The sequence below is a fragment of the Vibrio sp. 10N.286.49.C3 genome, from assembly GCF_041469545.1.
Taxonomy (GTDB): Bacteria; Pseudomonadota; Gammaproteobacteria; order Enterobacterales; family Vibrionaceae; genus Vibrio; species Vibrio tasmaniensis_A.
In genome coordinates, this window is record NZ_JBFRKT010000054.1 from 1 (window position 1) to 24,050 (window position 24,050).

Genomic DNA, 24,050 nt, shown 5'->3' on the forward strand with positions numbered 1-24,050 from the left:
TCTTAAGTGAACGGCATTAACGCATGTGCATCGGTTTTTGTTTAACGAGACTCAAGTTATTGGATCAATCGAACCCATTAAGCGTTCGCTTGTTCCAAATCTTGCTGCTTGTCCTTTTTAGCCAATAGGCGGCTTGTAATTGTACCAGCTGTCATTGCACCAGATACGTTAAGCGCAGTACGTGCCATATCGATAAGTGGCTCGATAGAGATAAGCAGTGCTGCGATAGTCACAGGAAGACCCATCGCGGGTAGTACGATAAGTGCAGCGAAAGTTGCACCGCCACCAACGCCGGCAATACCAAATGAGCTCACTGTGATAATAGCAATCAGAGACAGAATGAAGTTAATGTCCATTGGGTCGATACCAACCGTAGGCGCAACCATAACTGCAAGCATTGCAGGGTAAATACCCGCACAACCATTTTGACCAATTGTTGCACCGAAAGACGCAGACAGGTTAGCAATCGCTGGTGGTACGTTTAACTTAGTGATTTGAGCTTCAACGTTCAGGGGAATAGTTGCTGCAGAGCTACGAGACGTGAAAGCGAACGTCAGTACTGGCCAGATCTTTTGGAAGTACTCTTTCGGGTTGACACCAACAAAAGAAACCAACACACCGTGAACGACGAACATCAGGATAATAGCGACGTAAGAAGCAACGATGAAGCCCAATAGGCTTAGGATGTCAGAAGCACTTGACGTTGCGACTACCTTCGCCATTAATGCTGCGATGCCGTATGGCGTTAGTGCCATGATCATCTTAACTAAGCGCATAACGATAGATTGAGCCGCTTCAACGAACGTACGGATTGGAGATTCTAATTCTTCTTTCTCTGCCATCACCTTACGAGCAGCAATACCCGTTAGCACGCCAAAGATAACTACCGCGATGATAGAAGTAGAGCGAGCCCCTGTTAGGTCTGCAAATGGGTTAGTCGGAATAAAGCTAACCAGCATTTGTGGAATCGTTAGATCTGAAACGCTGCCGATGCGGCTTTCTAGTGTTGCGATACGTGCTGTTTCACGAGCGCCTTCAGTTAAACCTTCAGCCGACAAGCCGAATGCTTGTGTTACAACAATACCAACAATCGCAGAAATTGCCGTTGTTGCTAGCAACACAGAAATGGTGATGCCGGAAATCTTACCTAGTGAGCCGCCTTTCTCAAGCTTCACTACTGCCGCAATCATTGAAACTAACACTAATGGCATGATGACCATTTTTAGTAGGCCAACGTAACCACGACCCACAATGTTTACCCAGTCGAGCGTCTCTTTGATAATAGGATTGCCTTCACCAAATAGCAGTTGAAGACCAAGGCCAAAAGCACTACCGAAAACTAAACCGAGTAAAACGAGGCGAGAAAGTGTGTTTTCTTTTTTCTGCTGTCCGTAGAGAAAAAAGAGGATACCAGTGAATACCGCTAAGGCAGCGATAGCTGAAAATGACATTGTTTTTCCTTATGAATAACCATGAATCGATAGGGCGCTTAGATATATGGGCGCAAATACTGTTAGCTAAAATAGCGACCTGTAACAAAACGTAAAATAAGGAAAAGTAATTTATTAGAACGATTAGTAATATCCACCCAATGGGTTGGATGGATATTCAACATTGTGGTGAATAGATAGACGTTTTAATGATATTTCGCTAATAAATTAAGCATGTCAGTCGAGGTGTAGATTTCGATACTTTGGAAATTATTTTCGAACAATCGGAATAATATTGCTTTCGCTACATCTTCCGATTGGATAGGGCGTAGGTTTTTGAATTTTCCAAACATTAACGGAGATATTAAAGGGAAGACTCTTTGTAGGAGCTTTTCATCAGTTCTGGGTTCGGCACGTTCACCCACCAGCGGGCCTGGACGAGCGATCAAAAGCTGCTTGAAGCCAATACGTTTTAGGTTTTGCTCCATTTGTCCCTTACAGCGCAGATAGTGTGAATAGGAGTCTGGCGAAGCGCCATAGCTAGAAACGACTGCGACACGTTGAACTCCAAGGAATTTCATCGACTGTGCCACTTGGCTAACCAGTTCTACATCGATCTTTCGCAGCGCTTCTTTTGAACCTGCTTTTTTCTTGGTTGTGCCTAAGCAGATAATGCCTAAGTTGGGCGTCGCTTTGGTGTCGTCCCAACTCGTTACTTGTAGATCGTTGTGGATGAGTGTATCGAGTTTGTTGGAGTGAAATTCTTCACCTAATGCTCTTCGTGACAAAGCATAGATGTGTTCTACAGCGGGCTCGTTAATGAGCAGTCTCAGGACATGATGACCAATTAGCCCTGTCGCACCAGCTATAACAACCGATGTTTTATCTCCATTAATACTCATTCTATTCCTTACTCGCTCTACAAGTGCTTGTTTAATATAAACAGTGTTTGAATTTTAAGCGAACAAAAGTTTCATGAATGAGCGTTAGGAAGATGGGGTTTGATGATGGGCTTTTATACGGAAGGTATGTGCTTAGCTAGGTAAACCTCAATTAAGGTGTTAAAGATAACAAAGCCCGCTGGGCGACGGGCTTGTTATTTGCTTTGCTACTTTGTTGTCTTATTGCTTCGATAGCTATTAGGTGAAGGAGAGTGGGATTTTCCTTACCTTTTTACTGGTTTTCTTACTCGATTTATTTGGTTTTATTTTACTTGAGTTTGGAATCATTCCACCTCCTAAATCATTGTTTGGTTTTGTCTTTCAATCGATTGTTTTCCTTTAAAGCAACTGCGATGTGGGTATTCACAGTATGGGCACTCATCAATGGAGAGATTAACAAGTACTTTAGATAAAGCATAAACGATGCCAAAATGTAAGTTATTGATAAATCTGTTATCAATATTGTAGGTGTTTCGGGTTCGTCAATTTGACTGTCAATTTGAGAAAATACCGGTGTGATCTGTTTAAATTAAGAACACTCTCTACCGTTTCTGTTGATTAGGCATAGATACAGCATTGCTTAACACGTAAACTGAGTCGTAATTCACATAGACCAAGGACGTGCTATGAACCTCAAGCTTGATACTCTTGCTCCCACTCAGATTTATCACCTGATGACACAAACCGTTGTGCCTCGCCCGATAGCGTGGGCATTAACGGAATCTTCCGACCAAGAGTACAACCTAGCGCCTTTCTCTTATTTCACGCCTGTTTCCAGCAATCCGCCGCTACTGATGTTATCAGTTGGGGAAAAGCCGTCGGGCGAAATCAAAGATACCACTCGTAACGCCTTAGAAACGGGTAAGCTAGTGATTCACATTGCTTCTTCAAGTTCTGCCGAAACAATGACAGCAACAGCAACTACACTCGATTACGGTGATTCTGAAGTAACCGCGAATAATATTGAGCTGGTTGAATTTGAGGGGTTTTCTTTACCGAGAGTGAAAGAGTGTGCGGTCGCTTTTGGCTGCACCTTGTACGAAGTAAAAGAAGTGGGAGAGGCGCCTCAAAGCCTTATCTTTGCTCAAGTTGAAACCGTGTACATTTCCGAAAATGTGATTGATAAAGAGAGTGAACGTCTGAAGATTGATGCGATGGCATTGGACCCTTTATCTCGACTTGGTGGCGGTGAATACGCGACGCTTTCCAATGTGTTCTCTGTTGCACGCCCTAAATAGTGTTATCGATTTAGCTTAAGCAGAATCGCAGCCCTAGAAATCCATTACCTTAAATTTAAGTGTTCCTAAACTTATGTTAGATACCCAATACTCGCAGTACATCCAACACCGAATTGACCAAAAAACCAAGCCACTCGGTGCGCTTGGCTTACTAGAAAAAGTCGCACATCAACTGGCATTGATTCAGAGCCAAGGCAACGAAACTGCGGTTGAGCACATCGAATTGAATAAGCCACGTATCATCATTTTTGCTGGCGACCATGGCATAGCAGATGAAGGTGTGAGTATTGCTCCAAGTGCCGTCACGCAACAGATGGTGTTGAACTTCTTAAGCGGTGGCGCAGCGATTAATTGCTTTTGTGCGGTAAACAACGTCGAAATTACAGTCGTGGACACTGGGATTTTGTTGCCTGTTGAATCTGACAGCGACATGTTGATTTCTCAGCGCTTAGGTACGCGAACCAATAACTTTGCCAATGAAGCGGCAATGAGTTTAGAAACTGTTGAACGTGGGATTGAACTGGGAACTGGTCTTGTATCTAGAACCATTTCGAATGGCACCAATATCATCATGTTTGGTGAAATGGGCATCGGTAATACCAGCAGCGCATCAGCGATCTTAAGTGCATTATCGAATCGGTCTGCGGATGAGTGTGTCGGCCTAGGCACTGGCATCAACAATGAACAGCTTGCACGTAAAGTGGCGGTGGTTGAGCAAGGTGTAGCTCGCTGCAAAGGCTTGGATCTTAAAGAAGTTAAAGATATTAAAGAGGTACTAGCACAAGTCGGTGGCTATGAAATCGTTCAAATGGTGGGTGGCTTCCTTGGCGCTTACGAAAACAGAACCCCTGTGTTGGTCGATGGTTTTATCGTGTCGGTTGCGGCGTATGTCGCGACTCTAATTGAACCGAGTTGCCGTGATTACATGATCTTTGCTCATCGCTCTGAAGAGTCGGGGCACAAGATTCTATTAGAGCTGCTAGACGCTGAGCCACTGCTCGATCTTGGATTGAGATTGGGCGAGGGCACAGGTGCTGCGCTAGCTATGCCAATAATTCGTGCGGCGGCAGAGTTCTATAACAACATGGCGAGTTTTGCGAGTGCTGGAGTCACGGTTTAATGAGTGATGTACCAGAAAGATCGTTGAGAGATCGAGTCACTTACCAGTGGGAGCTGTTTGCGCTGGCGATGGGCTTCTTTTCTCGTTTACCAATGCCAAAGAACACGCCCTATTCATCGGAGCGAATGAACCGTTCTGGTCGCTACTTTTCAACGGTTGGTTTGTTACTTGGTGTTCTATGTGGCGGTGTGTTTTTGCTACTTGATACGGTACTGCCGAGTGCAGTGGCGATTTTCTTGATGATGAGTTTTAGCCTGATGCTCACAGGTGCATTCCATGAAGATGGTTTGACTGATATGGCGGATGGCATTGGTGGCGGCATGACTCTAGAACGTCGTTTGACCATCATGAAAGACAGTCGAATTGGTACTTATGGCGCGTCTGCACTGGTTATGGCTCTGCTTGGCAAGTGGGTTCTATTAAACGAACTAGCGAATATGACAAATTTGTTTATGGCTATCGTGACCAGTTATACGTTTAGCCGCGCGATTGCCGCATCACTTATTTTTGATATGCCTTATGTCAGTGATTTAGATACCAGTAAAAGTAAGCCATTGGCGAACAAGCAAACTAAAGGTGAACTTGTCTTTTTATTGTTTGTAGGTGTGTTGCCTAGCCTGTGGTTTGGTCTTGAGCTCGCTTTGGTTTTATCTTTCTTCGCCTATCTGTTCAGAGTAGGTTTCAAAAAATGGTTAACGGCTCGAATTGGTGGCTTTACTGGCGACTGTTTGGGTGCGGCTCAACAGTTGATGGAGTTACTGATTTACCTTGTGTTCATTACTGCTTTTTACAATGGTTTTCTATAACAGGTTCCTATGACAAACACGAATCAAGCTAATCAAATTAATCAAGTAAGTCAGCGAAATAGCCATCTGGTATTGGGTGGAGCTCGTTCTGGTAAGTCTAGTTTTGCAGAACAACAGGCATTATGTGCGCTTGAAGCATGTTCAAATGGACGCCTCAACTATATTGCGACGGCCACTTATTTGGACGACGAAATGCGTGAGAGAATTGTGCACCATAAACAACGTCGTGGTGAGCTGTGGATTGAGCATGAAGCCCCTGTTGAATTAGCCGAAAAACTGCTGTCTTTTGGTCAAAACGATGTGGTGTTGATTGACTGCCTAACTTTGTGGTTGAACAACATTATTTTTGAGTTGGGTGATGATGCGACCAATGAACAGGTTGAGGCCGTGGTTGAAGTTTTAGTGAAAAGCGTAGAGCAAAGCCCAGCGCAAATTATCATGGTTTCTAACGAAGTTGGCTTAGGTGTGGTGCCGTTGGGTAAAGTGTCGCGCTTATTTGTAGACAATGCAGGGCGCATGAACCAAGCGTTAGCTCGGGTCGTTGAACGCGTTACGCTGGTTGCAGCAGGATTACCACTGAGCTTAAAACCATCTAATCACTTGCTTGATACTCAAGGCTAGGTCGCACACATGGTTAATGGAACAACTAAAAACATCTATTTATTAAGACATGGCAAGGTCGAAGGCGAAGCAGCACTTAACGGATTGTCAGACGTGTTGGTCAACCCTGATCTTCAATATCAGATCTGTGGAGCTCTCGCTAAACAAGACATTACCTTTGATAGTGTGGTTTCCTCGCCACTCAGACGATGTGGTGATCTCGCGAGCTTGTTTGCAGAGCGTATGTCTGTGCCTTTATCAGTTGCACCAGACTTTCAGGAAATGAACTTCGGTGAAGTAGATGGTGTCCCATTTGATGAACTTAAAGACAAGTGGGGAATGTTAGAAACCTTTTGGCAAGATCCTGCTAATCATCAATTAACTGGCGCAGAAAGTTTACAGGGCTTCCACGACAGAGTAACTCAAGCTTGGTCGCAACTTTTGAATGATCCAAGTGACAATATATTGTTGGTTACTCATGGTGGTGTGATTCGTATATTGTTAGCACACTGCCTTGATATTGATTGGAAAAACCCGAGTTTGTACTCGAAGTTATCGATAGAAAACGCATCGATAACTCATATTCAAATCACTCAGTTTGCGCAGAGCTTTATCAGCGTCAAATCGATAGGGCTACCTGTTCTCTGAGTGTTCAAAAAACACAGTTTAAGAATTAACGATCTATTAGATCTGTAAATAGAAACAGAAATATAAATAGAAGTATAAAGCGGCGTTTACAGCCGCTATACCAGATTGGTATTACTACCTACGTGAAAGGAATTTAGTCATGACAACACCGAGTTGGGATCTAAGCATTGCTTATCGCGATCTTAATGATGCAAAAATCGAACAGGACATTGAACTCATTCAACAATGTATTGAGCTGTTGTACCTACACGTTGAAAAGCGTCATATTATCCTAGCGATGCAAAACGCCATTCAAACTTCTGAAGCGGCAGGCACGTTACTGAGCACAATCAACACCTTCGCTAATTGCCACGCATCGGTAGACGCGACGCACACAGAAGCCAAAGCACTACTTGGTCGTGTAGCGAAGCTGAACTCTGAAATGTCTCAAGCGTTCAGCCCTTACGAAGACACGCTAATTCACGCAGAACCAGAATTTATTGATGCAGTATTAGAGCATGAGAGCGCGGATGTTGCAGGGCAACGCTTTGCTATCGAAAGCTCACGTAAGTTATCAAGCAGTCGACTCAGTGTTGCTGAAGAGCAGTTATTAGCGGCGATGAAGGTTGATGGCCGTGACGGATGGGGTCGTTTATACGACAACCTAACCGGTTCTTTAAAACTGTCGCTAAAGCTGGACGGTGAAGACGAAGCTCTAGGTTTTTCACAAGCCGCGAGCCTGTTGTACGGTAGCGAATTCGACAAACAAGAACCGGCATGGCGCGCCGTTCAAGGCGCGATGAAAACGCATCAAGAGTCTTTTGCTTCGATCCTAAATGCATTGGCGGGTTGGCGACTGACTGAAAACAAAAAGCGCTCGAAGATTAGCGATGTACACTTCCTAGATCCAAGCCTACACGGCAGCCGCATTGTGCCAGAAACGCTAGACACCATGATGTCGGTAGCCAAAGCTAATCGAGCAGTAGGCCAGAAAGCAGGCCTGTTAATGGCAAGAGTTCACGGGCTCGATGAAATGAAGCCTTGGAACCATTTAGCAGCAATGCCACCGCTGGGTGACAGCGAATCTAAGGTTTATCCATTTGATGAAGCGATCGAAGTGATCAAAACCGCCTTCGCTGAAGTAAATCCAGAGATGGCTGATTTCGTCGCATTAATGGTTGAGAACGGTTGGATTGATGCCGCTCCAGCTGCCAATAAACGTTTAGGTGCGTACTGCACTAAATTTGCTGCGACACGCACCCCGCTTGTGTTCATGACATGGAGTGGTAGCCGCTCAGACTTAATGACATTAGCGCACGAGCTAGGCCACGCGTTCCACAACTGGGTGATGAAAGACATGCCGTTGTGTCAAACACGCTACCCAATGACGCTAGCAGAAACCGCTTCGATTTTTGCAGAGAACATCGTTCGAGACCATTTGTTAAAACAAGCACAAACACGTAATGAGAAACTTGAAATGCTGTGGGAAGAGCTTTCTTCTTCATTGGCATTAATGGTGAACATTCCCGTTCGTTTTGAGTTTGAAAAAGCCTTCTACGAGCAGCGTGAAAAAGGCGAGCTAACGGCTCAGCAGCTGTGTGACTTGATGGAAACGACTTGGAAAGAGTGGTACGGCGATGCAATGACAGAAGCCGACCCTTACTTCTGGGCGAGCAAACTGCACTTCAGCATCTCTCAAGTGAGCTTCTACAACTACCCATACCTGTTCGGTTACCTGTTCAGTAAAGGTGTTTACGCTCAGCGCGATGCTAAGGGCGAACAATTCTACGGTGATTACGTTTCCTTGCTTCGTGATACGGGCAGCATGATGGCGGAAGAAGTCGTTCAAAAACACTTGGGAATGGACCTGACTCAAGCTGACTTTTGGCAACAAAGCATCGACATGGTCAAAGTTCAAATCGATGAATTTGAAAGATTGCTCGATCAGGAAGATTAATTGATCTCAATCTGTTCATGGTAGGTAAGAGCTGTGTTAGCTTACGTGGCTCTTATCTTGCTGATATAAACAGAGATAACCAAAAGTTGTTCTAAATAGGTAAAATTATTTGGAATAGATGTCGGTTAGTATAGTCAGCAGGTAATACAAAAATATATGGGTAGTATTTGTGAGTGATAACGGAGTTTCTATTGATAAGTGCGATCCTAGCAACACAATTTCTATGTACAATTTATTAACATACGGCCGTGCAATTAAGGAGTAGCGCATGACGAAGACCCTCTTTCGCCAATCATTTCTTTTTGACAGCCTAGATCTTGAGCAAGAAGTGGTTGCAGGACAGACCGTACTGAGTAACGGTGTTCAAATTAAGCTTCATCAACGCGGTGTATTGGAAGTGATTCCCGCAGAGTATAATTCTGAGACCAAGAACATCATCTTTTCAACAGGTGTTCATGGCGACGAAACTTCACCAATGGAGCTGATTGATAAGCTCATTGAGGATATTGAAACCGGCTTCCAAGTCGTGACAGCAAGATGTTTGTTCATCATTGCTCACCCAGAAGCGACCAATGCGCATACGCGTTTTCTTGATGTGAATATGAACCGTCTGTTTGATGAAAAACAGTACGAGAGTAATCGAGAAGTGGACATCGCGAAGAACCTTAAGTACTTGGTTACTGAGTTTTACAAGGAAACGGTGCCTGCCACTCGTTGGCACTTAGATCTGCACTGTGCGATCCGTTTGTCTAAGCATTACTCTTTCGCCGTAAGCCCTAAGGTTCGACACGAAGTTCGCAGTAAAGCCTTGTTCGATTTCATTAACAGTGCTCACGTTGAAGCGGTGTTGTTATCCAATGCGCCAACGAGTACTTTCAGTTGGTACAGCGCTGAAAACTTTGAAGCCCAAGCACTGACAATGGAGCTAGGGCAGGTAGCAAGAATTGGTGAGAACCAGCTTGATAAGTTAACTGCTTTCGATTTGGCAATGCGCAATTTGATTGCTGAAATAGAACCAGAGCATTTGCCAAAGAAAACCATTACTTATCGCGTAAGCCGAACCATTGTTCGTTTGCATGATGATTTTGATTTCATGTTCTCTGATGCCGTTGAAAACTTTACGGCGTTCAAGCACGGTGAAGTGTTTGGTCATGATGGTGATAAGCCATTGATGGCGAAGAATGAAAACGAAGCAGTTGTGTTCCCAAATCGCAACGTTGCTATCGGTCAACGAGCGGCCTTAATGGTGTGCGAAGTTGAAACACGATTCGACCACGGTCAGCTTGTGTACGATTAATACCGACTCGGGTTTAAACGACGAAAACAACCGCTCAACTGGTTGAAATATCAAGGTTCACATTACGGTGTGAGCCTTGAGTTTATTTGGGGATACAGGTAAGGTTACGCGAACAATTTCAAAGTAGCTTGATATGGATTTCCAACAACTTCTTCACCAAAAACAGCGCAAATGGACCCGAGCCATTTATCTGATGGCAGCACTGCTTGTCGCGCTGAGTGCGATTTACCTAATGGTTGGCGATCTTTTCATTTCCCCTCTGGGCACCTTGTCCACGTTAGAACAAAAACTACTGATTGATTTACGCTTACCTCGACTATTGGCGGCTATTGCTATCGGGGCAGGGTTAGCCGTATCTGGCGCAAGCTTACAAGTCTTATTGGGTAACGTATTAGCAGAGCCCGGTGTGCTCGGCATTTCTGGTGGTGCAAGCTTAGCGATGGTGATCGTGCTGTTCTTCTTACCGTTTGCTCCTACACCAGAACTGTTCATGATTGCCGCCGTTTTAGGGTCACTCTGTTTTACCGTGATTCTAGTGAGCATGGTTAAAACGATGCGACTGACTACGGCCAAGTTATTGCTGGTGGGTGTTGCGTTAGGCATTCTTTCTGGCGCGATGGTGACGTGGGCGTTCTATTTTAGTGATGACCTCAGCCTACGCTTATTGATGTATTGGCTGATGGGCAGCTTAGGTGGCGTCACTTGGTACCAACACTCGCTCACCTTAGTAATGATCCCCGTGATTATCTGGCTGTGCCTGCAAGGTAGCAAGCTAGACAAACTCATGATTGGCGAGACCCATGCTGCGCAGTTAGGCGTGAACGTTCCGAGATTACGTTGGCGTCTAATCTTCGCTGTGTCTATTTTAGTCGGCTGCGCAGTAGCGTTAGGTGGCGTGATCAGCTTTGTGGGTTTGGTGGTGCCACACTTACTCCGTTTAGCGATTGGTACCGACAACCGATACCTTCTTCCTTTGTCTGCCGTTGCAGGTGCCGCGTTACTGGTGTTTGCTGATATTTGCGCACGTACATTACTCGATTCTGCAGAATTACCCTTGGGTGTGATGACCACCAGTATCGGTGCACCAATCTTCATTTGGATGTTAATTAAAAATCATGATTCAAATTAAGAGCCTGAGCGTTGGCGCTCGTTTATTACCACTATCATTTGAGCTCAAGCAAGGGCAGGTGACTCATGTCATCGGTCCTAATGGCAGTGGGAAAAGTACCTTATTAGAAGCGATATCTGGCGTTGGTGATGGCTACAAAGGTGATATAAAGCTCGACGGTCAAGACTTGTCAGTATTATCACTACAAGATTTATCATTGCATCGCGCTTATCTTTGTCAAAGTGCAAGACCCGCCTTCAACTTGGAAGTGTTCCAATACCTTGCGTTATCACTGCCAAGTTCATCACATGGCCTTGATACTGAAATCAACACGGCTTTGGAAGAGATAAGCCAGATGTTGGACATCACAGATAAACTTCATCGTTCAATTCAGACACTGTCTGGTGGTGAATGGCAACGCGTTCGTTTGGCGGGAATGTGCCTGCAAATTTGGCCGACGCTTAACCCTTATGCAAAGCTCCTGATCCTAGACGAACCTGCAGCGCCGTTAGATATTGCTCAAGAAGCGTTGCTGTATAAGCTTATCGAACGAGTGGCTGAGAAGGGCATTGCGGTTATTATGGCTAACCACGACCTGAACCGAACCTTGAGGCATGCCGACCAAGTACTGCTGCTCGAAAAGGGCGTACTACAAGCATCAGGCAGTGCAGAGCAAGTGCTTGTGCCTGAACAGCTAGAATCCGTATTTAACACGCAAGTAAAAAGCATCTCGGTCGACAATCAAACTTACCTATTGTTTGGTTAATTTAGGCTCATCAATACAAGGCAATCTCTATGTTTAGATATATTCAACGACGACGAATCAAGAAAGTAATCAAATCACTTTCTGCAAAGTTGGTGAAAGCGTACGGAAGCAGTGATTTTTTCTCTATTGGGCAAGTAGAAACGAGTTCATGTGAATTGAGTAAGCGCCAACAACTGGTTGCCTTAGCATTGTTTGCTGATCCACAAGACCTTGCTGCTGAAATTGCTCCAGCCATTCAATTGCTGCGTAATGATGTGTCTAACGACTTCTTCGGTGGTGAGGAATATAACGCGCGTGATGTACTTAATTTGTTGGGCGGTGGCGGTTGGAAGGGCGGTCGTATGGACGATGATATGTCGAATCGCTTTGGTATGCATAGCCGCTATTAGTTTAGCTCTTTCAAACTAACGTTTAGTGGTTTAGCGATTTATAAACGTATACGCTTAATAGCTTAATAGCTTAATAGCTTAATAGCTTAATAGCTTAATAGCTTAGTCACTTAGCGACTTTGCAACAGTCTCAACAACGTTTTGATGATGATCAAAAGCACTCAATATCATTATTTATGCGAGCGTTTCACTCCAATTGATTCCCTAAAAAAATACCTTCCTAGTGAACTATTTTCTTAGGGAATGCGTAATTCGTGTCGGTAAAAATCGATAATTCGAAGCAATATCATCTATCTCTAACACATTTCTTTGAGTTGTGTGACTCTGATTCCTTTCAAAATAAATCCCACTTTTATTGATAGTTATGACGTATATATTTTCCGTGTTCTTTAAGTCAGAAACTATAAACCCTCGAACTGCAATCTTGATTAGTAAATATCCAATCAATATTGCATACGGGGTAAAATAATAGAGAGTGGGAAAGTGAAAACAGCAAATAATAATATTCTAAAAATAGCAGTGGGGATGGCTATGCTATCCAGCGTACCATCAGTAGCAAACGCTCATGGTTGGTCTGAATTTCCAAGTGCACGTCAGAATACGTGTTATGAACAAGGCGGAGTTTGGTCTGGTACGCCACCAAATGCGGCGTGTGCTCAAGCAAAAGAGATTTCAGGATCATATCCTTTCGTTCAACGCAACGAGTATGCGAAAAATATCCAAGATTTCAACAATATCAATGCTGTGAAAGCTGCGATTCCAGACGGCACTTTGTGTTATGCCAATGATTCGCAAAAACGTGGCATGGGTGCTCCTCATACTGGTTGGACTCGCACCGAGCTAAGCACTGGTAAATTTGAATATGTATTCAACGCGACTGCACCACACAACCCGTCATTCTGGGAGTTCTATCTAACAAAACCAAACGCCGACCTGAGCAAAGGCCTAGCGTGGGGTGATTTAGATCTTATCCAAGAAGTTGGGAATGTTCCTGTAAGTGGTGGCAAATACCGTATCAACGTAACGATTCCTTCAGACCGCTCTGGCGACGCAATCTTATACGTACGTTGGCAACGTGACGATGCCGCGGGTGAAGGTTTCTACAACTGTTCAGACATCACTATCGCGGGGGGAACAACTCCTCCACCAGAGCCGGGTCCTCAACCTGATCTAGTCCGTGGCGACCTGTTTGTTTCTGACCAGTTTGGTACGCCAGAAATTGGTGATACGGTTAAGTACGACATCATCAACAAGTACGGTGAAGTCGCGCGTAGCTTCGACATCGTTATCGACGCTTCAAACGTTAACGATTGGGCTCGCTTGTTGGCTTCAGAGATTAACGGCTGGCACGAAGAGTTTAAAGATGGCGCGATCTTCATTGGTGATTGGCACACTGAAATGCAGCACTACATGTACTTCCAAAACGATCCTTCACGTAACTTCTTTAACTCAAAAGATAGCCGTGCTTCTGGTCAGTTAACGCTGATTGATGGTGGCGACGGTGGTGTTGAACCATTAAAAGGCGACATCTACGAGCTAGTGAAGAGTGACAACGTAGTGAATGCTGGCGACAAAGTTGTGATTGCAACAAGCGAAGTGGCGACATTGACTCAAACTCAAGGCTCTTCAGTAAGCATTCAAAATAACGGCACGGCTTCTATCGTAGTTGATACCACTGGCATCACTGCAAACGAAACTCTATCGTTTATGGCTAGCTCGATTGAAAGCGAAAGTGTTGAAACCTTCACTTTTGAAGTAATTGCTGATGACGGTGGTGTAACACCAGACCCAGATCCAACGCCGGATCCTGATCCGACTCCTGACCCAGGCACATGGGATTCATCAGCGACTTACCTAGGCGGTGAAGTTGTGATGTATTCAAACCTGTCGTGGAAAGCACAATGGTGGGTTCAAGGTGGTACAAACCCTAAAGCGACCTACGAAAATGATCAATGGGGCGTGTGGCGTCCAGCTAACTAGTCGGCTAGTTAATCTAAACTAAGTAGCTAAGCAGCTCAGTAATTAAGGCACCACACTCGATTGATGAGTGTGGTGTCTTTTCTTATGGGAGAGATAAACAAGTCGACCGTGAAGGTAATTGGGTTTAGGGTAGGGCTTTGTTATACCTGAATGTCTGAGTACTTCGAATATTCACGGTTTAGTAATATTTTACACATTAGATAGAAAAGACTTTTTGATGAAAAAATCTCAGATACTCGCCAATACAATCAAGAATCAGATAGAACAAAACATCTGGCTTAGTGGTGAGAAGATCCCATCAATAAGAGACGCGTGTAAGCGCTACAAACTCAGTATCGAGACGGTACTTCAGGCCTATCAACAACTTGAAGACCAAGGCTATGTGCGCTCAAAGCCTAAGTCTGGTTATTTCGTGTTACCGCGTAGAAATGTATTCACCTCAGAACACACGCAACAAAAAGCCATCAAGCCGTATCCCGTTAAAATCAGTGACCTGCTTTACGATGTGCTTCAACGAGCCAAAGACCCTAGCATCATTCCACTCAGCTCGGCATTTCCAGACCCTGCCTTGTTTCCGCATCAAGCGTTGTCGCGCAGTTTAGCCAATGCCAGTCGCCAAATGCCCGATAACAGCATGCTTACTAATCTTCCTCCGGGCAGTGAAACACTTCGCAGGCAAATCGCTCAACGTTATCAAACTGGTGGGCTAGATGTATTGCCCGACGATATTGTGATCACATCTGGGGCAATGGAAGCACTTAACTTATGCCTGCAATCCTGTACCGAACCGGGTGACTTAGTCGCGATAGAGTACCCTGCGTTTTACGGTGTGTTACAGACCATTGAAAGGCTTAATCTTACCGCTGTTGAGATCCCGACCGATCCTGAAACCGGTATCGATTTAGATGTATTGGAGTCGGTGTTCGCTTCAATGGACATCAAAGCATGTTGGTTCATGACAGAATCGCAAAACCCTGTTGGCTATTCGATGAGTGATAACAACAAGCAGCGACTCGCCGAGTTAGTGAATGACCATAAGATCCCGATGATCGAAGACGATGTGTATCGAGAACTTCATGTCGGCAACCAAAGCTCATTGCCTGCTAAAGCCTATGACACCGGCGAGCAAATCATGCTGTGCGGTTCGTTTTCCAAATCATTGTCGCCCGGCTTTCGAATCGGTTGGGTAGTTGCAAGGAAACAAGCGTTAAAGATTCAGAGATTGCAGCACCTTTCGACGCTCTCAAGCAGTATTCCTATCCAACTTGGACTGTCTCATTACCTGACGTTTTATAGTTATGACAACCATCTTAAAAAACTTCGCAAGCTTTTGAATGAAAGGAAGAAGGCGCATATTGCATTGTTAGAATCTAGCTTACCTTCAAGTGCGATGGTGCATAAAAGCCAAGGTGGTTACTTCCTTTGGATAGAGTTGCCTCATTCTGTTTGTGTTGAGAAGCTTTATGAGCAAGCACTTGAACACAACATCTCTGTTGCGCCGGGAATTATACTCAGCAGCGACAAAAAGTTCTCTCATCATATTCGTCTCAATTGTTCGTACGCTTGTGACGACAAAATAGCAGAAGCCATTCGTACACTAGGTAGTTTGATTCAGACCATGGAATCACAAGCCTAAGTCGTTAGTCGATCCTCGACTATGTTTACTTGAAATCTAGCTTGTCACTCGTCGGATAATTCAACCTGTTCTGTTTTTTAACATTCAATCTGTTCTAGTTTGGTTTGTTCAAACTGTGCTGAAATACGCTCCAATTCTTAATATGAAATCCATCATTATGATGTTTTGAGCTTAAATGTTTGATGTAGTTGAATTGTCGCGTTTACAGTTTGCGCTAACCGCTATGTTTCACTTTCTCTTTGTCCCGTTAACTATTGGTATGTCTTGCTTATTGGCGATCATGGAGTCGATCTATGTGCTTACCGGTAAGCAAATCTATCAGGACATGACTCGCTTTTGGGGCAAACTTTTTGGTATTAACTTCGCATTAGGTGTCACGACCGGATTAACCATGGAGTTCCAGTTCGGCACCAACTGGTCTTATTATTCTCACTATGTCGGCGATATTTTCGGTGCTCCTCTTGCTATCGAAGCCCTTGTTGCATTCTTCCTAGAATCCACCTTTGTTGGACTGTTCTTTTTCGGTTGGGAAAGGCTGTCCAAACGCCAACACCTTATGGTGACTTGGCTGGTGGCGTTGGGCTCAAGCTTTTCTGCATTATGGATTCTGGTTGCTAACGGTTGGATGCAAAACCCGATTGGATCGGAGTTTAATTACCAAACCATGCGTATGGAAATGACTAGCTTTGCCGAAGTGGTGCTCAACCCAGTTGCTCAAGTTAAGTTCTTACACACAGTCGCTTCGGCTTATACCTGCGGTGCGGTGTTTATCCTTGGCGTGAGTTCATACTACTTGCTTAAAGGTCGTGACGTTGCTTTTGCAAAACGTTCGTTTGCTGTCGCAGCTTCGTTCGGCATTGCTTCTATCATATCGGTGATCGTATTAGGTGATGAGTCGGGCTATGAACTGGGTGACGTCCAAAAAGTAAAACTCGCAGCGATTGAAGCTGAATGGCACACCGAACCGGCACCTGCGGCGTTTACCTTGTTTGGATTACCAAATCAAGAAGAAGGCAAAACCGACTTTGCTGTGAAAATTCCCTATGTGATGGGGATTATTGCAACGCGATCTTTGGACGAGCAAGTGACAGGGCTTCATGACTTGCGTGATCAACACCTCGTCCGCATTCGAAACGGTATTATTGCTTATGAATTGCTAGAGCGTTTACGAGCTGGCGACACCTCTTATGAGACGGAACAAGCCTTTGATCAAACCAAGCACGACCTTGGCTACGGCTTATTGCTTAAGCGTTACACCGACACCGTGACCGATGCGACTGAACAGCAAATCCAACAAGCAGCAGATGATTCCATTCCAACGGTCTGGCCTCTTTTCTGGTCATTCCGAATTATGGTGGGCTGTGGCTTCATTATGTTGTTTGTCTTTGGTGCAGCCTTCCTTCAAACCTACCGTAAAAATATTACGCAAAAGCCTTGGTTATTGAAGGCGGCACTTTGGTCAATTCCATTACCTTGGGTGGCAATCGAAGCTGGTTGGTTTGTTGCAGAGTATGGTCGTCAACCATGGGCGGTCGGTGAAATTCTCCCTGTTGCGGTCGCGGCTTCTTCGCAAACCGTTGAAAACTTACTTACGTCTCTCGCGCTAATTATTGGCCTCTATGCGGTCTTCATCATTGTTGAAAGTTACTTGATGATTACCGTCGCTAAAAAAGGCCCAAGCAGTTTGAAAACGGGGCGTTATCACTATGAACAAACAACAACAACATCACTTGAAGCCAAATTGGCACAACAAGTTCAACAATAAGGTGACTGACTCATGTTCGAATATGACACATTGCGTTTAATTTGGTGGGTGCTAATCGGTGTGTTGCTGATTGGTTTTATGATCACCGATGGCTTTGATATGGGAGTAGGAGCGTTGTTACCGTTTATCGGTAAAACCAACTCTGAAAGACGAGTGATGATTAACTCCATTGCACCCCATTGGGACGGCAACCAGGTGTGGTTAATTACCGCAGGTGGAGCTTTGTTTGCGGCTTGGCCGTTAGTGTATGCGACATCGTTTTCAAGCTTATATGTTGCGATGTACTTGGCTCTTATCTCATTGTGGCTGCGTCCTCTTGCACTTGAGTACCGAGCCAAGATAGATAACGACCAATGGCGAAAAGTGTGTGATTTAGCGATTTCGTTTTCAGGCTTTTTTCCGCCGATTTTATTTGGTGTCGCGTTTGGCAACTTGATGCAAGGGCTTCCATTCTCGCTCAATAGTTTAATCATGGTTGAGTACCACGGATCGTTTGTTGATTTGCTTAATCCGTTTGCTCTGTTGTGTGGCTTCGTTGGTTTATTGATGGCGTTGTTGCAAGGCAGTGCTTGGCTGATGATGAAAACGACAGATGCGCTATACAACAAGGTAAGATTGGTTGCTCAGGTGAGTGCGATACTTGTGGTGAGTCTCATGGTGCTAGGTGGTTTAACAATAAGCCACATTGATGGTTATCTGGTAGTCAGTGCGATGGATCATAGCTCGGCTTCGAATCCTTTGAACAAAGAAGTCATCACACAAACAGGCGCTTGGTTAACCAACTTCGATACGTACCCTTGGATGTGGTTTGCACCGATCGGCAGCGTGACCATTCCATTGCTGGCTTTGATTGGCGCAAGGTTGAAATGGGATGCGATTGCTTTTATTAGTTCAAGCCTGACTAACGCTTGCATCATCTTAACGGCGGTTTTCTCGATGTTCCCGTTCATTATCCCGTCGAGTGTTAATCCAAGTCATAGCTTAACCCTTTGGGACTCGACATCAAGCGAACTGACCTTGAACATCATGACAGGCGTAGCATTTGTGATGTTGCCAATCATCCTTTGTTACACCGCTTTTAGTTATCGCACCATGTTTGGACGACTCGATAACGAGTATGTCGAACGCAACGGCAATTCACTGTATTAAGGAGTTTCTCATGTGGTATTTTGTTTGGATATTAGGCTTATTCCTAGCCTCTGCATTTGCAGTTTTGAATGTCATCAGCCTAGAGAAAAGTGACTCAGAAACTGAGTTCTGATTGACGTTTGATTCATAAAAAGACCAGAAGCATGATGCTCTGGTCTTTTTTATACCTTTAAATCATGGCTATGCTGCTTTATTAGTTAGTGGCACAAAATGGTAAGACTCGATTCGAGCGAATGACTAGAATTATCTCAAACGAAACAAGTGAATTAGGGCGGATTCTAGTCACTTTATCTTATTCGAATGGACGCTTTTAAAGCTCGAAAGAGGATTATTTTATGTACGAACTCACACTGATTCTAAGTCTAATGATGGGTGGCGCTGACAGCACAGCAGAAATGGAAGTTAACACCCAATTTACGACTCTTGAGCAATGTAATGAAGAAGGCGCAGCGTTAGCTAAGAAGCTCAATGCTACGGACCTTAAAGTCATGCAAGTTCAATGTGAACGTGACTAATCAAGAGAGCTAGTTAAACAATATGGGCACATACCTTTGTGTCCATATCACATCAACATAATAACCTAGTATTTACTCTCTCCATCGGAAACTTTCCGTTAGCCACTACAAGTTAAACCATATTATTAATACGCCTTCGTCAAAATACTGTTTCCCTCCACTTGCTAATTCCTTAATTTGAAACAATTTCATCTAACCTATTGTTAAATATTTACTATTTGATAGTGTGTCTAGGTGCACATCAAGGATGTGTTTCATATTTAGTGATGAAAATAGTAGGAGTTGCGATGAGTATTATAGTGAGACGGTCTGAACCGTCAGATGCAAAGGGAATCAAAGAAGTTTACGAATGCACTAATGCTTATACCGGTACGCTGCAACTCCCAAATCCATCTCTGGAAAGCTGGCAGAAACGAATCTCAAATATGCCCGACAACGTGTACTCGTATGTCGCGATGATCGACGATGAGATTGTTGGTAATTTGGGAATGGAAGTGTGTGTAAACCCGAGAAGGCGTCATGTTGCTTCATTCGGTATGGGTGTTAAAGACGATGTATTAGGCAAAGGTGTCGGTAGTCAACTGCTCGCGACCGCGATCGACTTGTGTGATAACTGGATTAACATCAAGCGAATGGAGTTAACGGTATACACCGATAATGAAAGAGCGATCAGCCTGTATAAGAAGTTCGGTTTCGTGATTGAAGGAGAGTCCGCAGGGTTCGCTTTCAGAAATGGCGAATATGTGGCGGCTTATCACATGGCACGACTGGTATAGTGTTCTGCTTCTAATACAAGGCTCCAATTACCACAGCTAGAGCTTTCTAATAGATAATAAAACGCCACGTTAAAATAACGTGGCGTTTTCGATTTCAGTCAACTGCGGCTTTAAAGTGCTTCAGTTGTAGCCTTACTTAAGCCGTTAGAGACTCAAGGTTCGCAGGGCGGTAATGTACTGATTTTAGTACTTTACCTTGGCGAACTGTCTTGCCTTCCGATACGAAATCTTCCGCACACTTAGCGATGATGTATTCACCTTTTTGAACAGCCATCAGTTTGATGTTCTGCTCAGCATAGAAAGCTTCAGTTTCTGCGTATTCTGTTTCGTTACGGCACACTTTACTCATGTTGCTTGAGTGTACTTCGTCCCAACAAGGCAGAAAGTCGATTGAGCGGTTTTTAGAAACATTCAACAGTAGGTCGATCAGGTAGCTGATTGCTAGGTTGTCTTCTACCTTAGCTTGGCCAAGGTGAACTAAACGTCCCATCAAAACATAAACGCTGTCTACGATAGCGTCCGCTTGTTCGATTTTAGAATCAGCTTCTGCAAGTTCTGTTAGTTCTTCGATCGCTAGAGAGGTATGTAGCGTATCGCCTTTTTCGTCCATTGTTTCAGGAGCAGCAACAGGCAGATCAAAAGTACTGCGGAACTCTTCAATGTCGCGGTAAAGGTGATCGTAGATTTCTTGGCTTAGTTGAGAAAGGTTCATTTTCCTATCCATTCTGTTTCGTTAATGGATTATTTTACCAAAGCTAGGAATAGGGTGCTAACGCAAAGTCGAAGAAGTCGACTTTTATTCATTGGACCAATGAGGTATTTTGCATACAAACCAATTGATTATTATGTTTTTTTACACTTTACTCTTCTTAATATACCAAATATTAATGTTGCCATTAACTTCGGCTGCAGTGGGACTCCATTTATGAACCAAGCCAGTGAAAGCGAAATTGTTATACGTCGCTTGTATCAAATCACCAATGATTACCGGAAGGGCTTCGATATTCAGATCGCTCAGCTGCTTATCATGGGGCTTGAACGCTTCAACCTTGATATCGGTATTTTATCTAAAGTCGAGGGTAATACTTACTTAGTTGAACACTCTGTCACACCTGAAGGGGTTGAGCTCAATAGTGGCGATATCTTCGATTATCGTTCAACCTATTGCGAAATTACCTGTAAATCGATTGGTCCTATCTGCATAGAGCATTGTGGCAAACACGATAAGTATGCGACGCATCCCGCTTACCAGTCTTTTGGTTTAGAGTCTTATATTGGCATCCCGATTTTCGTTAATGATGAGCTTTATGGCACCTTAAATTTTTCAAGCCCGGCTCCTTATCATCGTGAATTCAAAGAGTTCGATATCGACGTTATGAGGTTAATGGCCTCATGGATCGAAGTGGAACTGGTTAGAAGACAGCAAGAACGAAAACTCAAAGAGCTGAATGAGAAGTTAGAGTACCAAGCTCTGTATGATCCTCTGACCCATTTGCCAAATAGACGTTGCTTGTTCAAAACGTTGAATGCAGAAGTGGAGCAGTTAAAAGGATCCTTAGGAAAGGGAACCTTGGCCGTTGTCGACATCGATTTCTTTAAACAGGTCAATGACACTTATGGCCACCAAATGGGTGATGTTGTCTTAAAGAAAGTGGCGAACGTGCTGAGCCATAACACTCAAGAGGGTGAGTTTGTGGCGCGCTTTGGTGGCGAGGAGTTCATTCTTTGGTACCCAAATAAAACACCAAGTTGTGTTGAAGATAAGTTCATGACTCTTTTACAAGAGATGAAGAAAATCACGCTTGATAGAAAGCCAGTCACTATATCAATCGGTGCGTGTCATTTTGAGTTGAGTACAGGGGATACCAAAGGGGAAAGGATGTCGGCGTTAGATAAGCTCATCAAAGTTGCCGATGAATGCCTGTACATTGCGAAACAAAATGGACGAGATCAGTTCATTTCTCGTCCATATCATCAAGAACGCTCAGGAATATGAGCCATCTTGTTAGCGATTAACTGAACGATTAACTGAACAGGTAAGGGAACAGTTGACGACGTTCTTCCGGCGTTAAAGATTCAACTCTCGCGATGTTGGTATCAGGAATCGCTTCAGGGTTGGGGTAGTGCTTCAACACTTTTTCCATACTCGATTCACGAATCAAATGGTAAACCGGATACGGAGAGCGGTTAGTAAGATTTTCATCGTCTTCTGGATCCGCACCACCAAAGCAATAGTCTGGGTGGAAGGTTGCCACTTGATAAACGCCTTCCCAATCTTCTTGTTTGATCAAGGCCTCAATCCAATCAATGAACATGTTGTAGTCGAAGAAATCTTGCAGCATGTTAGGCACAACCACCAACGTCGTCTCTAATTCTGGGACTGGCGTGTTATCTAACTCTACGAAATGCGTCATGATGTCTCCCAACAACGCTTCTTCCGTATTTGCTTCACTCACAAAGATCTTAATCTGTTTATTGCGTTGCGGCTTGGCTGCGAATGGACACAGGTTTAGGCCAATAACGACATCGTCTAACCACTGTTTTACTTGGTCATGGATGGTTTGAAGATCTGAGCTTTGAGTGTTCGACATAACAGGTTCCGAAATGAAATTTTGCGTAGGATATCAGAACGGACGTTAATCAAAAGCAATAATTGAGTTACAACCTCGGTCGTACTTATGCTTGTGCGAGTTTAGAGGCTGACACTTGAAGTTGTTTTAACTGGTAGACCCATGCAAATATCGCGACATAAAAGATAGACCCACCGGCGATAACACCATTCCAACCGAACAACTGCCAGCAATATAAGAGTAAGAAACCACCTAAGCTCCCGCCTATGTAATAGTGAACTAAGTAAAGTGCGGTTGCTGTCGCTTTCGCGCTCGATGCTTTTTGACTTACCCAAGAATAGGCTAGGGTATGGGCGAAAAAAGCTCCGCCACTGATCAATAACAACCCAGCTAACATGAATGGGACTTTGTCGACGGCAGAAACCAACATTCCGATTAAGCTAATACACACGCCCATCAATATACCGTTTAACGGGTCAAAGCGAAGTGTCCATTTGTTGGAGAGCTTAGAGCTTACCGTACCGGCCAAGTAACATAGGAATATCAGTGAAGCTAAGCCCACAGGCACTGAGTGAGGTTCGGATACCAACCTAAAGCCCATTACTGAATACAGGTTAACGAATAGCGCGAAGTTAGCGCCACCAATCAACATCGCGAGCCACAAGGTACGGTTTCTTAAGTGCATCACAACCGAGCGGTTATGATGAAAGAACAACCCTTTTTGAGGTTTGAAGTTTTGTTGGTCAGGCAGACTATACGCAATATAGAGAGCGCCGATTAAGGAGCCGACCACGAAAAACAAAACCGTTGCGTGCCAGTCAAAATAATCCGTAATCAAGCCACCCAATACACGTCCGAAAATTCCACCCAATGAGTTGGCTGCAATATAACCACCGATCGCGACTGCAAATGCTTTGGGTGATAACTCTTCGACCATATAGGCAACCGCCACGCCTGCAAAAGCAGCGACTGCGATTCCCATTAATGCTCTGGCAATAACAAGTTGCAGTAGAGTGGTTGTGAACACCATGCTCAATCCAATCAAAGGAATAGCGAACAGACTGAATAGGATAATAGGTTTTCGACCAAAGGTTTCAGAAGCGATTGCCCAAGGCACCAAGCTGATGGAAAGCCCAAGTGTTGTCGCGGCAAACAGCCAGTTGATCTGAGTTTCAGATACTTGGAAGTGCTCCGCCATGTGCGGCAAGATAGGCTGAAAGAGGTAAAGGTTACAGAAAATGATAAATGAACCAATCGCCAATGATTGGGTGATGCGTTTGTATTGAGGACTGCCTTTATCAAACATTTACGTTGTGCCTGCGCGAGTAAGTAAGCTATTTGTGAACAAGTTATCAGTACAAGTGTGATTAAAGAAATATA

At 44.2% G+C, this 24,050-nt stretch carries 23 protein-coding genes; 18 read left to right on the top strand and 5 right to left on the bottom strand.

Going from position 1 to position 24,050, the window contains the following annotated elements:
* Positions 1-77: 77 nt before the first annotated feature.
* A complete protein-coding gene (locus AB4180_RS19000; RefSeq protein ID WP_009846939.1) occupies positions 78-1,451 on the bottom strand; it encodes an L-cystine transporter in 1,374 nt (457 codons plus the stop codon).
* A 185-nt stretch (positions 1,452-1,636) separates the two neighbouring features.
* Positions 1,637-2,332, bottom strand: a complete 696-nt coding sequence (locus AB4180_RS19005; protein ID WP_102248833.1) for an NAD-dependent epimerase/dehydratase family protein — start codon at positions 2,330-2,332, stop codon at positions 1,637-1,639.
* A gap of 665 nt (positions 2,333-2,997) precedes the next feature.
* Here AB4180_RS19005 and AB4180_RS19010 point away from each other — a divergent pair.
* From AB4180_RS19010 to AB4180_RS19090, 17 genes are all read left to right on the top strand, one after another.
* Positions 2,998-3,609 (top strand): flavin reductase family protein, encoded by a 612-nt coding sequence (locus AB4180_RS19010; protein ID WP_102248834.1) that lies wholly within the window; start codon positions 2,998-3,000, stop codon positions 3,607-3,609.
* Between the two features lie 73 nt (positions 3,610-3,682).
* Complete coding sequence (gene cobT / locus AB4180_RS19015; RefSeq protein WP_102248835.1) at positions 3,683-4,729, top strand: nicotinate-nucleotide--dimethylbenzimidazole phosphoribosyltransferase; 1,047 nt, start codon at positions 3,683-3,685, stop codon at positions 4,727-4,729.
* On the top strand, positions 4,729-5,535 hold the full coding sequence (locus tag AB4180_RS19020; protein ID WP_102248836.1) for an adenosylcobinamide-GDP ribazoletransferase: 807 nt from the start codon (positions 4,729-4,731) through the stop codon (positions 5,533-5,535). Before cobT ends, AB4180_RS19020 begins: the two co-directional genes overlap by 1 nt.
* 9 nt (positions 5,536-5,544) lie before the next feature.
* Positions 5,545-6,156 (top strand): bifunctional adenosylcobinamide kinase/adenosylcobinamide-phosphate guanylyltransferase, encoded by a 612-nt coding sequence (gene cobU / locus AB4180_RS19025; RefSeq protein ID WP_102248837.1) that lies wholly within the window; start codon positions 5,545-5,547, stop codon positions 6,154-6,156.
* 9 nt (positions 6,157-6,165) lie between these two features.
* Entirely contained in the window at positions 6,166-6,783 is a 618-nt protein-coding gene (cobC, locus tag AB4180_RS19030) for an alpha-ribazole phosphatase family protein (RefSeq protein ID WP_102248838.1), read from the top strand.
* Between the two features lie 139 nt (positions 6,784-6,922).
* Positions 6,923-8,719 carry a M3 family oligoendopeptidase gene (locus tag AB4180_RS19035; RefSeq protein WP_076645836.1) on the top strand — a complete coding sequence of 599 codons (1,797 nt, stop codon included), beginning with the start codon at positions 6,923-6,925 and terminating at the stop codon, positions 8,717-8,719.
* 268 nt (positions 8,720-8,987) lie between these two features.
* The gene (locus AB4180_RS19040) at positions 8,988-10,016 is read left to right on the top strand and encodes a succinylglutamate desuccinylase (protein WP_017102184.1); all 1,029 of its coding nucleotides are present in this window, start codon (positions 8,988-8,990) and stop codon (positions 10,014-10,016) included.
* A gap of 133 nt (positions 10,017-10,149) precedes the next feature.
* A complete protein-coding gene (gene btuC / locus AB4180_RS19045) occupies positions 10,150-11,145 on the top strand; it encodes a vitamin B12 ABC transporter permease BtuC (RefSeq protein WP_004734896.1) in 996 nt (331 codons plus the stop codon).
* On the top strand, positions 11,132-11,890 hold the full coding sequence (btuD, locus tag AB4180_RS19050) for a vitamin B12 ABC transporter ATP-binding protein BtuD (protein WP_017096954.1): 759 nt from the start codon (positions 11,132-11,134) through the stop codon (positions 11,888-11,890). Before btuC ends, btuD begins: the two co-directional genes overlap by 14 nt.
* Before the next feature lie 29 nt (positions 11,891-11,919).
* Complete coding sequence (locus tag AB4180_RS19055) at positions 11,920-12,279, top strand: DUF6559 family protein (RefSeq protein WP_017096953.1); 360 nt, start codon at positions 11,920-11,922, stop codon at positions 12,277-12,279.
* A 525-nt stretch (positions 12,280-12,804) separates the two neighbouring features.
* The gene (locus AB4180_RS19060; protein ID WP_102248839.1) at positions 12,805-14,259 is read left to right on the top strand and encodes a lytic polysaccharide monooxygenase; all 1,455 of its coding nucleotides are present in this window, start codon (positions 12,805-12,807) and stop codon (positions 14,257-14,259) included.
* A gap of 217 nt (positions 14,260-14,476) precedes the next feature.
* Positions 14,477-15,895 (top strand): PLP-dependent aminotransferase family protein, encoded by a 1,419-nt coding sequence (locus AB4180_RS19065; RefSeq protein WP_198592233.1) that lies wholly within the window; start codon positions 14,477-14,479, stop codon positions 15,893-15,895.
* A 175-nt stretch (positions 15,896-16,070) separates the two neighbouring features.
* On the top strand, positions 16,071-17,660 hold the full coding sequence (locus AB4180_RS19070; RefSeq protein ID WP_102248841.1) for a cytochrome ubiquinol oxidase subunit I: 1,590 nt from the start codon (positions 16,071-16,073) through the stop codon (positions 17,658-17,660).
* A 12-nt stretch (positions 17,661-17,672) separates the two neighbouring features.
* The gene (cydB, locus tag AB4180_RS19075) at positions 17,673-18,809 is read left to right on the top strand and encodes a cytochrome d ubiquinol oxidase subunit II (protein ID WP_102248842.1); all 1,137 of its coding nucleotides are present in this window, start codon (positions 17,673-17,675) and stop codon (positions 18,807-18,809) included.
* A gap of 10 nt (positions 18,810-18,819) precedes the next feature.
* A complete protein-coding gene (gene cydX / locus AB4180_RS19080) occupies positions 18,820-18,921 on the top strand; it encodes a cytochrome bd-I oxidase subunit CydX (protein ID WP_004734907.1) in 102 nt (33 codons plus the stop codon).
* A 223-nt stretch (positions 18,922-19,144) separates the two neighbouring features.
* Positions 19,145-19,324, top strand: coding sequence for a hypothetical protein (locus tag AB4180_RS19085; protein ID WP_004734908.1), 180 nt, complete (start codon positions 19,145-19,147; stop codon positions 19,322-19,324).
* A gap of 287 nt (positions 19,325-19,611) precedes the next feature.
* Complete coding sequence (locus AB4180_RS19090; protein ID WP_017068284.1) at positions 19,612-20,100, top strand: GNAT family N-acetyltransferase; 489 nt, start codon at positions 19,612-19,614, stop codon at positions 20,098-20,100.
* A gap of 136 nt (positions 20,101-20,236) precedes the next feature.
* Here the strand turns inward: AB4180_RS19090 and AB4180_RS19095 are convergent, their stop codons facing one another.
* Entirely contained in the window at positions 20,237-20,812 is a 576-nt protein-coding gene (locus AB4180_RS19095) for a nucleoside triphosphate pyrophosphohydrolase family protein (RefSeq protein ID WP_076671730.1), read from the bottom strand.
* A 213-nt stretch (positions 20,813-21,025) separates the two neighbouring features.
* Between AB4180_RS19095 and AB4180_RS19100 the strand changes: the two genes are divergently transcribed.
* Positions 21,026-22,096: a diguanylate cyclase domain-containing protein gene (locus AB4180_RS19100; protein WP_009846921.1), complete on the top strand. Its 1,071-nt coding sequence runs from the start codon at positions 21,026-21,028 to the stop codon at positions 22,094-22,096.
* Between the two features lie 28 nt (positions 22,097-22,124).
* Here AB4180_RS19100 and AB4180_RS19105 read toward each other — a convergent pair whose 3' ends face one another.
* Positions 22,125-22,691 (bottom strand): DUF1415 domain-containing protein, encoded by a 567-nt coding sequence (locus AB4180_RS19105; RefSeq protein ID WP_102248843.1) that lies wholly within the window; start codon positions 22,689-22,691, stop codon positions 22,125-22,127.
* Positions 22,692-22,776: 85 nt separating this feature from the next.
* Positions 22,777-23,976: an MFS transporter gene (locus tag AB4180_RS19110; RefSeq protein WP_102248844.1), complete on the bottom strand. Its 1,200-nt coding sequence runs from the start codon at positions 23,974-23,976 to the stop codon at positions 22,777-22,779.
* Positions 23,977-24,050: the final 74 nt, after the last annotated feature.

Coding starts and splice junctions, on each gene's coding strand:
- AB4180_RS19085 (WP_004734908.1), top strand. CDS start 19,145: ATGTACGAACTCACACTGATTCTAAGTCTAATGATGGGTGGCGCTGAC.
- AB4180_RS19010 (WP_102248834.1), top strand. CDS start 2,998: ATGAACCTCAAGCTTGATACTCTTGCTCCCACTCAGATTTATCACCTG.
- cobT (WP_102248835.1), top strand. CDS start 3,683: ATGTTAGATACCCAATACTCGCAGTACATCCAACACCGAATTGACCAA.
- AB4180_RS19020 (WP_102248836.1), top strand. CDS start 4,729: ATGAGTGATGTACCAGAAAGATCGTTGAGAGATCGAGTCACTTACCAG.
- AB4180_RS19065 (WP_198592233.1), top strand. CDS start 14,477: ATGAAAAAATCTCAGATACTCGCCAATACAATCAAGAATCAGATAGAA.
- cydB (WP_102248842.1), top strand. CDS start 17,673: ATGTTCGAATATGACACATTGCGTTTAATTTGGTGGGTGCTAATCGGT.
- AB4180_RS19095 (WP_076671730.1), bottom strand. CDS start 20,812: ATGAACCTTTCTCAACTAAGCCAAGAAATCTACGATCACCTTTACCGC.
- AB4180_RS19070 (WP_102248841.1), top strand. CDS start 16,071: ATGTTTGATGTAGTTGAATTGTCGCGTTTACAGTTTGCGCTAACCGCT.
- btuD (WP_017096954.1), top strand. CDS start 11,132: ATGATTCAAATTAAGAGCCTGAGCGTTGGCGCTCGTTTATTACCACTA.
- AB4180_RS19040 (WP_017102184.1), top strand. CDS start 8,988: ATGACGAAGACCCTCTTTCGCCAATCATTTCTTTTTGACAGCCTAGAT.
- AB4180_RS19060 (WP_102248839.1), top strand. CDS start 12,805: ATGGCTATGCTATCCAGCGTACCATCAGTAGCAAACGCTCATGGTTGG.
- AB4180_RS19110 (WP_102248844.1), bottom strand. CDS start 23,976: ATGTTTGATAAAGGCAGTCCTCAATACAAACGCATCACCCAATCATTG.
- AB4180_RS19090 (WP_017068284.1), top strand. CDS start 19,612: ATGAGTATTATAGTGAGACGGTCTGAACCGTCAGATGCAAAGGGAATC.
- AB4180_RS19055 (WP_017096953.1), top strand. CDS start 11,920: ATGTTTAGATATATTCAACGACGACGAATCAAGAAAGTAATCAAATCA.
- AB4180_RS19005 (WP_102248833.1), bottom strand. CDS start 2,332: ATGAGTATTAATGGAGATAAAACATCGGTTGTTATAGCTGGTGCGACA.
- cobC (WP_102248838.1), top strand. CDS start 6,166: ATGGTTAATGGAACAACTAAAAACATCTATTTATTAAGACATGGCAAG.
- cobU (WP_102248837.1), top strand. CDS start 5,545: ATGACAAACACGAATCAAGCTAATCAAATTAATCAAGTAAGTCAGCGA.
- cydX (WP_004734907.1), top strand. CDS start 18,820: ATGTGGTATTTTGTTTGGATATTAGGCTTATTCCTAGCCTCTGCATTT.
- btuC (WP_004734896.1), top strand. CDS start 10,150: ATGGATTTCCAACAACTTCTTCACCAAAAACAGCGCAAATGGACCCGA.
- AB4180_RS19035 (WP_076645836.1), top strand. CDS start 6,923: ATGACAACACCGAGTTGGGATCTAAGCATTGCTTATCGCGATCTTAAT.
- AB4180_RS19000 (WP_009846939.1), bottom strand. CDS start 1,451: ATGTCATTTTCAGCTATCGCTGCCTTAGCGGTATTCACTGGTATCCTC.
- AB4180_RS19100 (WP_009846921.1), top strand. CDS start 21,026: ATGAACCAAGCCAGTGAAAGCGAAATTGTTATACGTCGCTTGTATCAA.
- AB4180_RS19105 (WP_102248843.1), bottom strand. CDS start 22,691: ATGTCGAACACTCAAAGCTCAGATCTTCAAACCATCCATGACCAAGTA.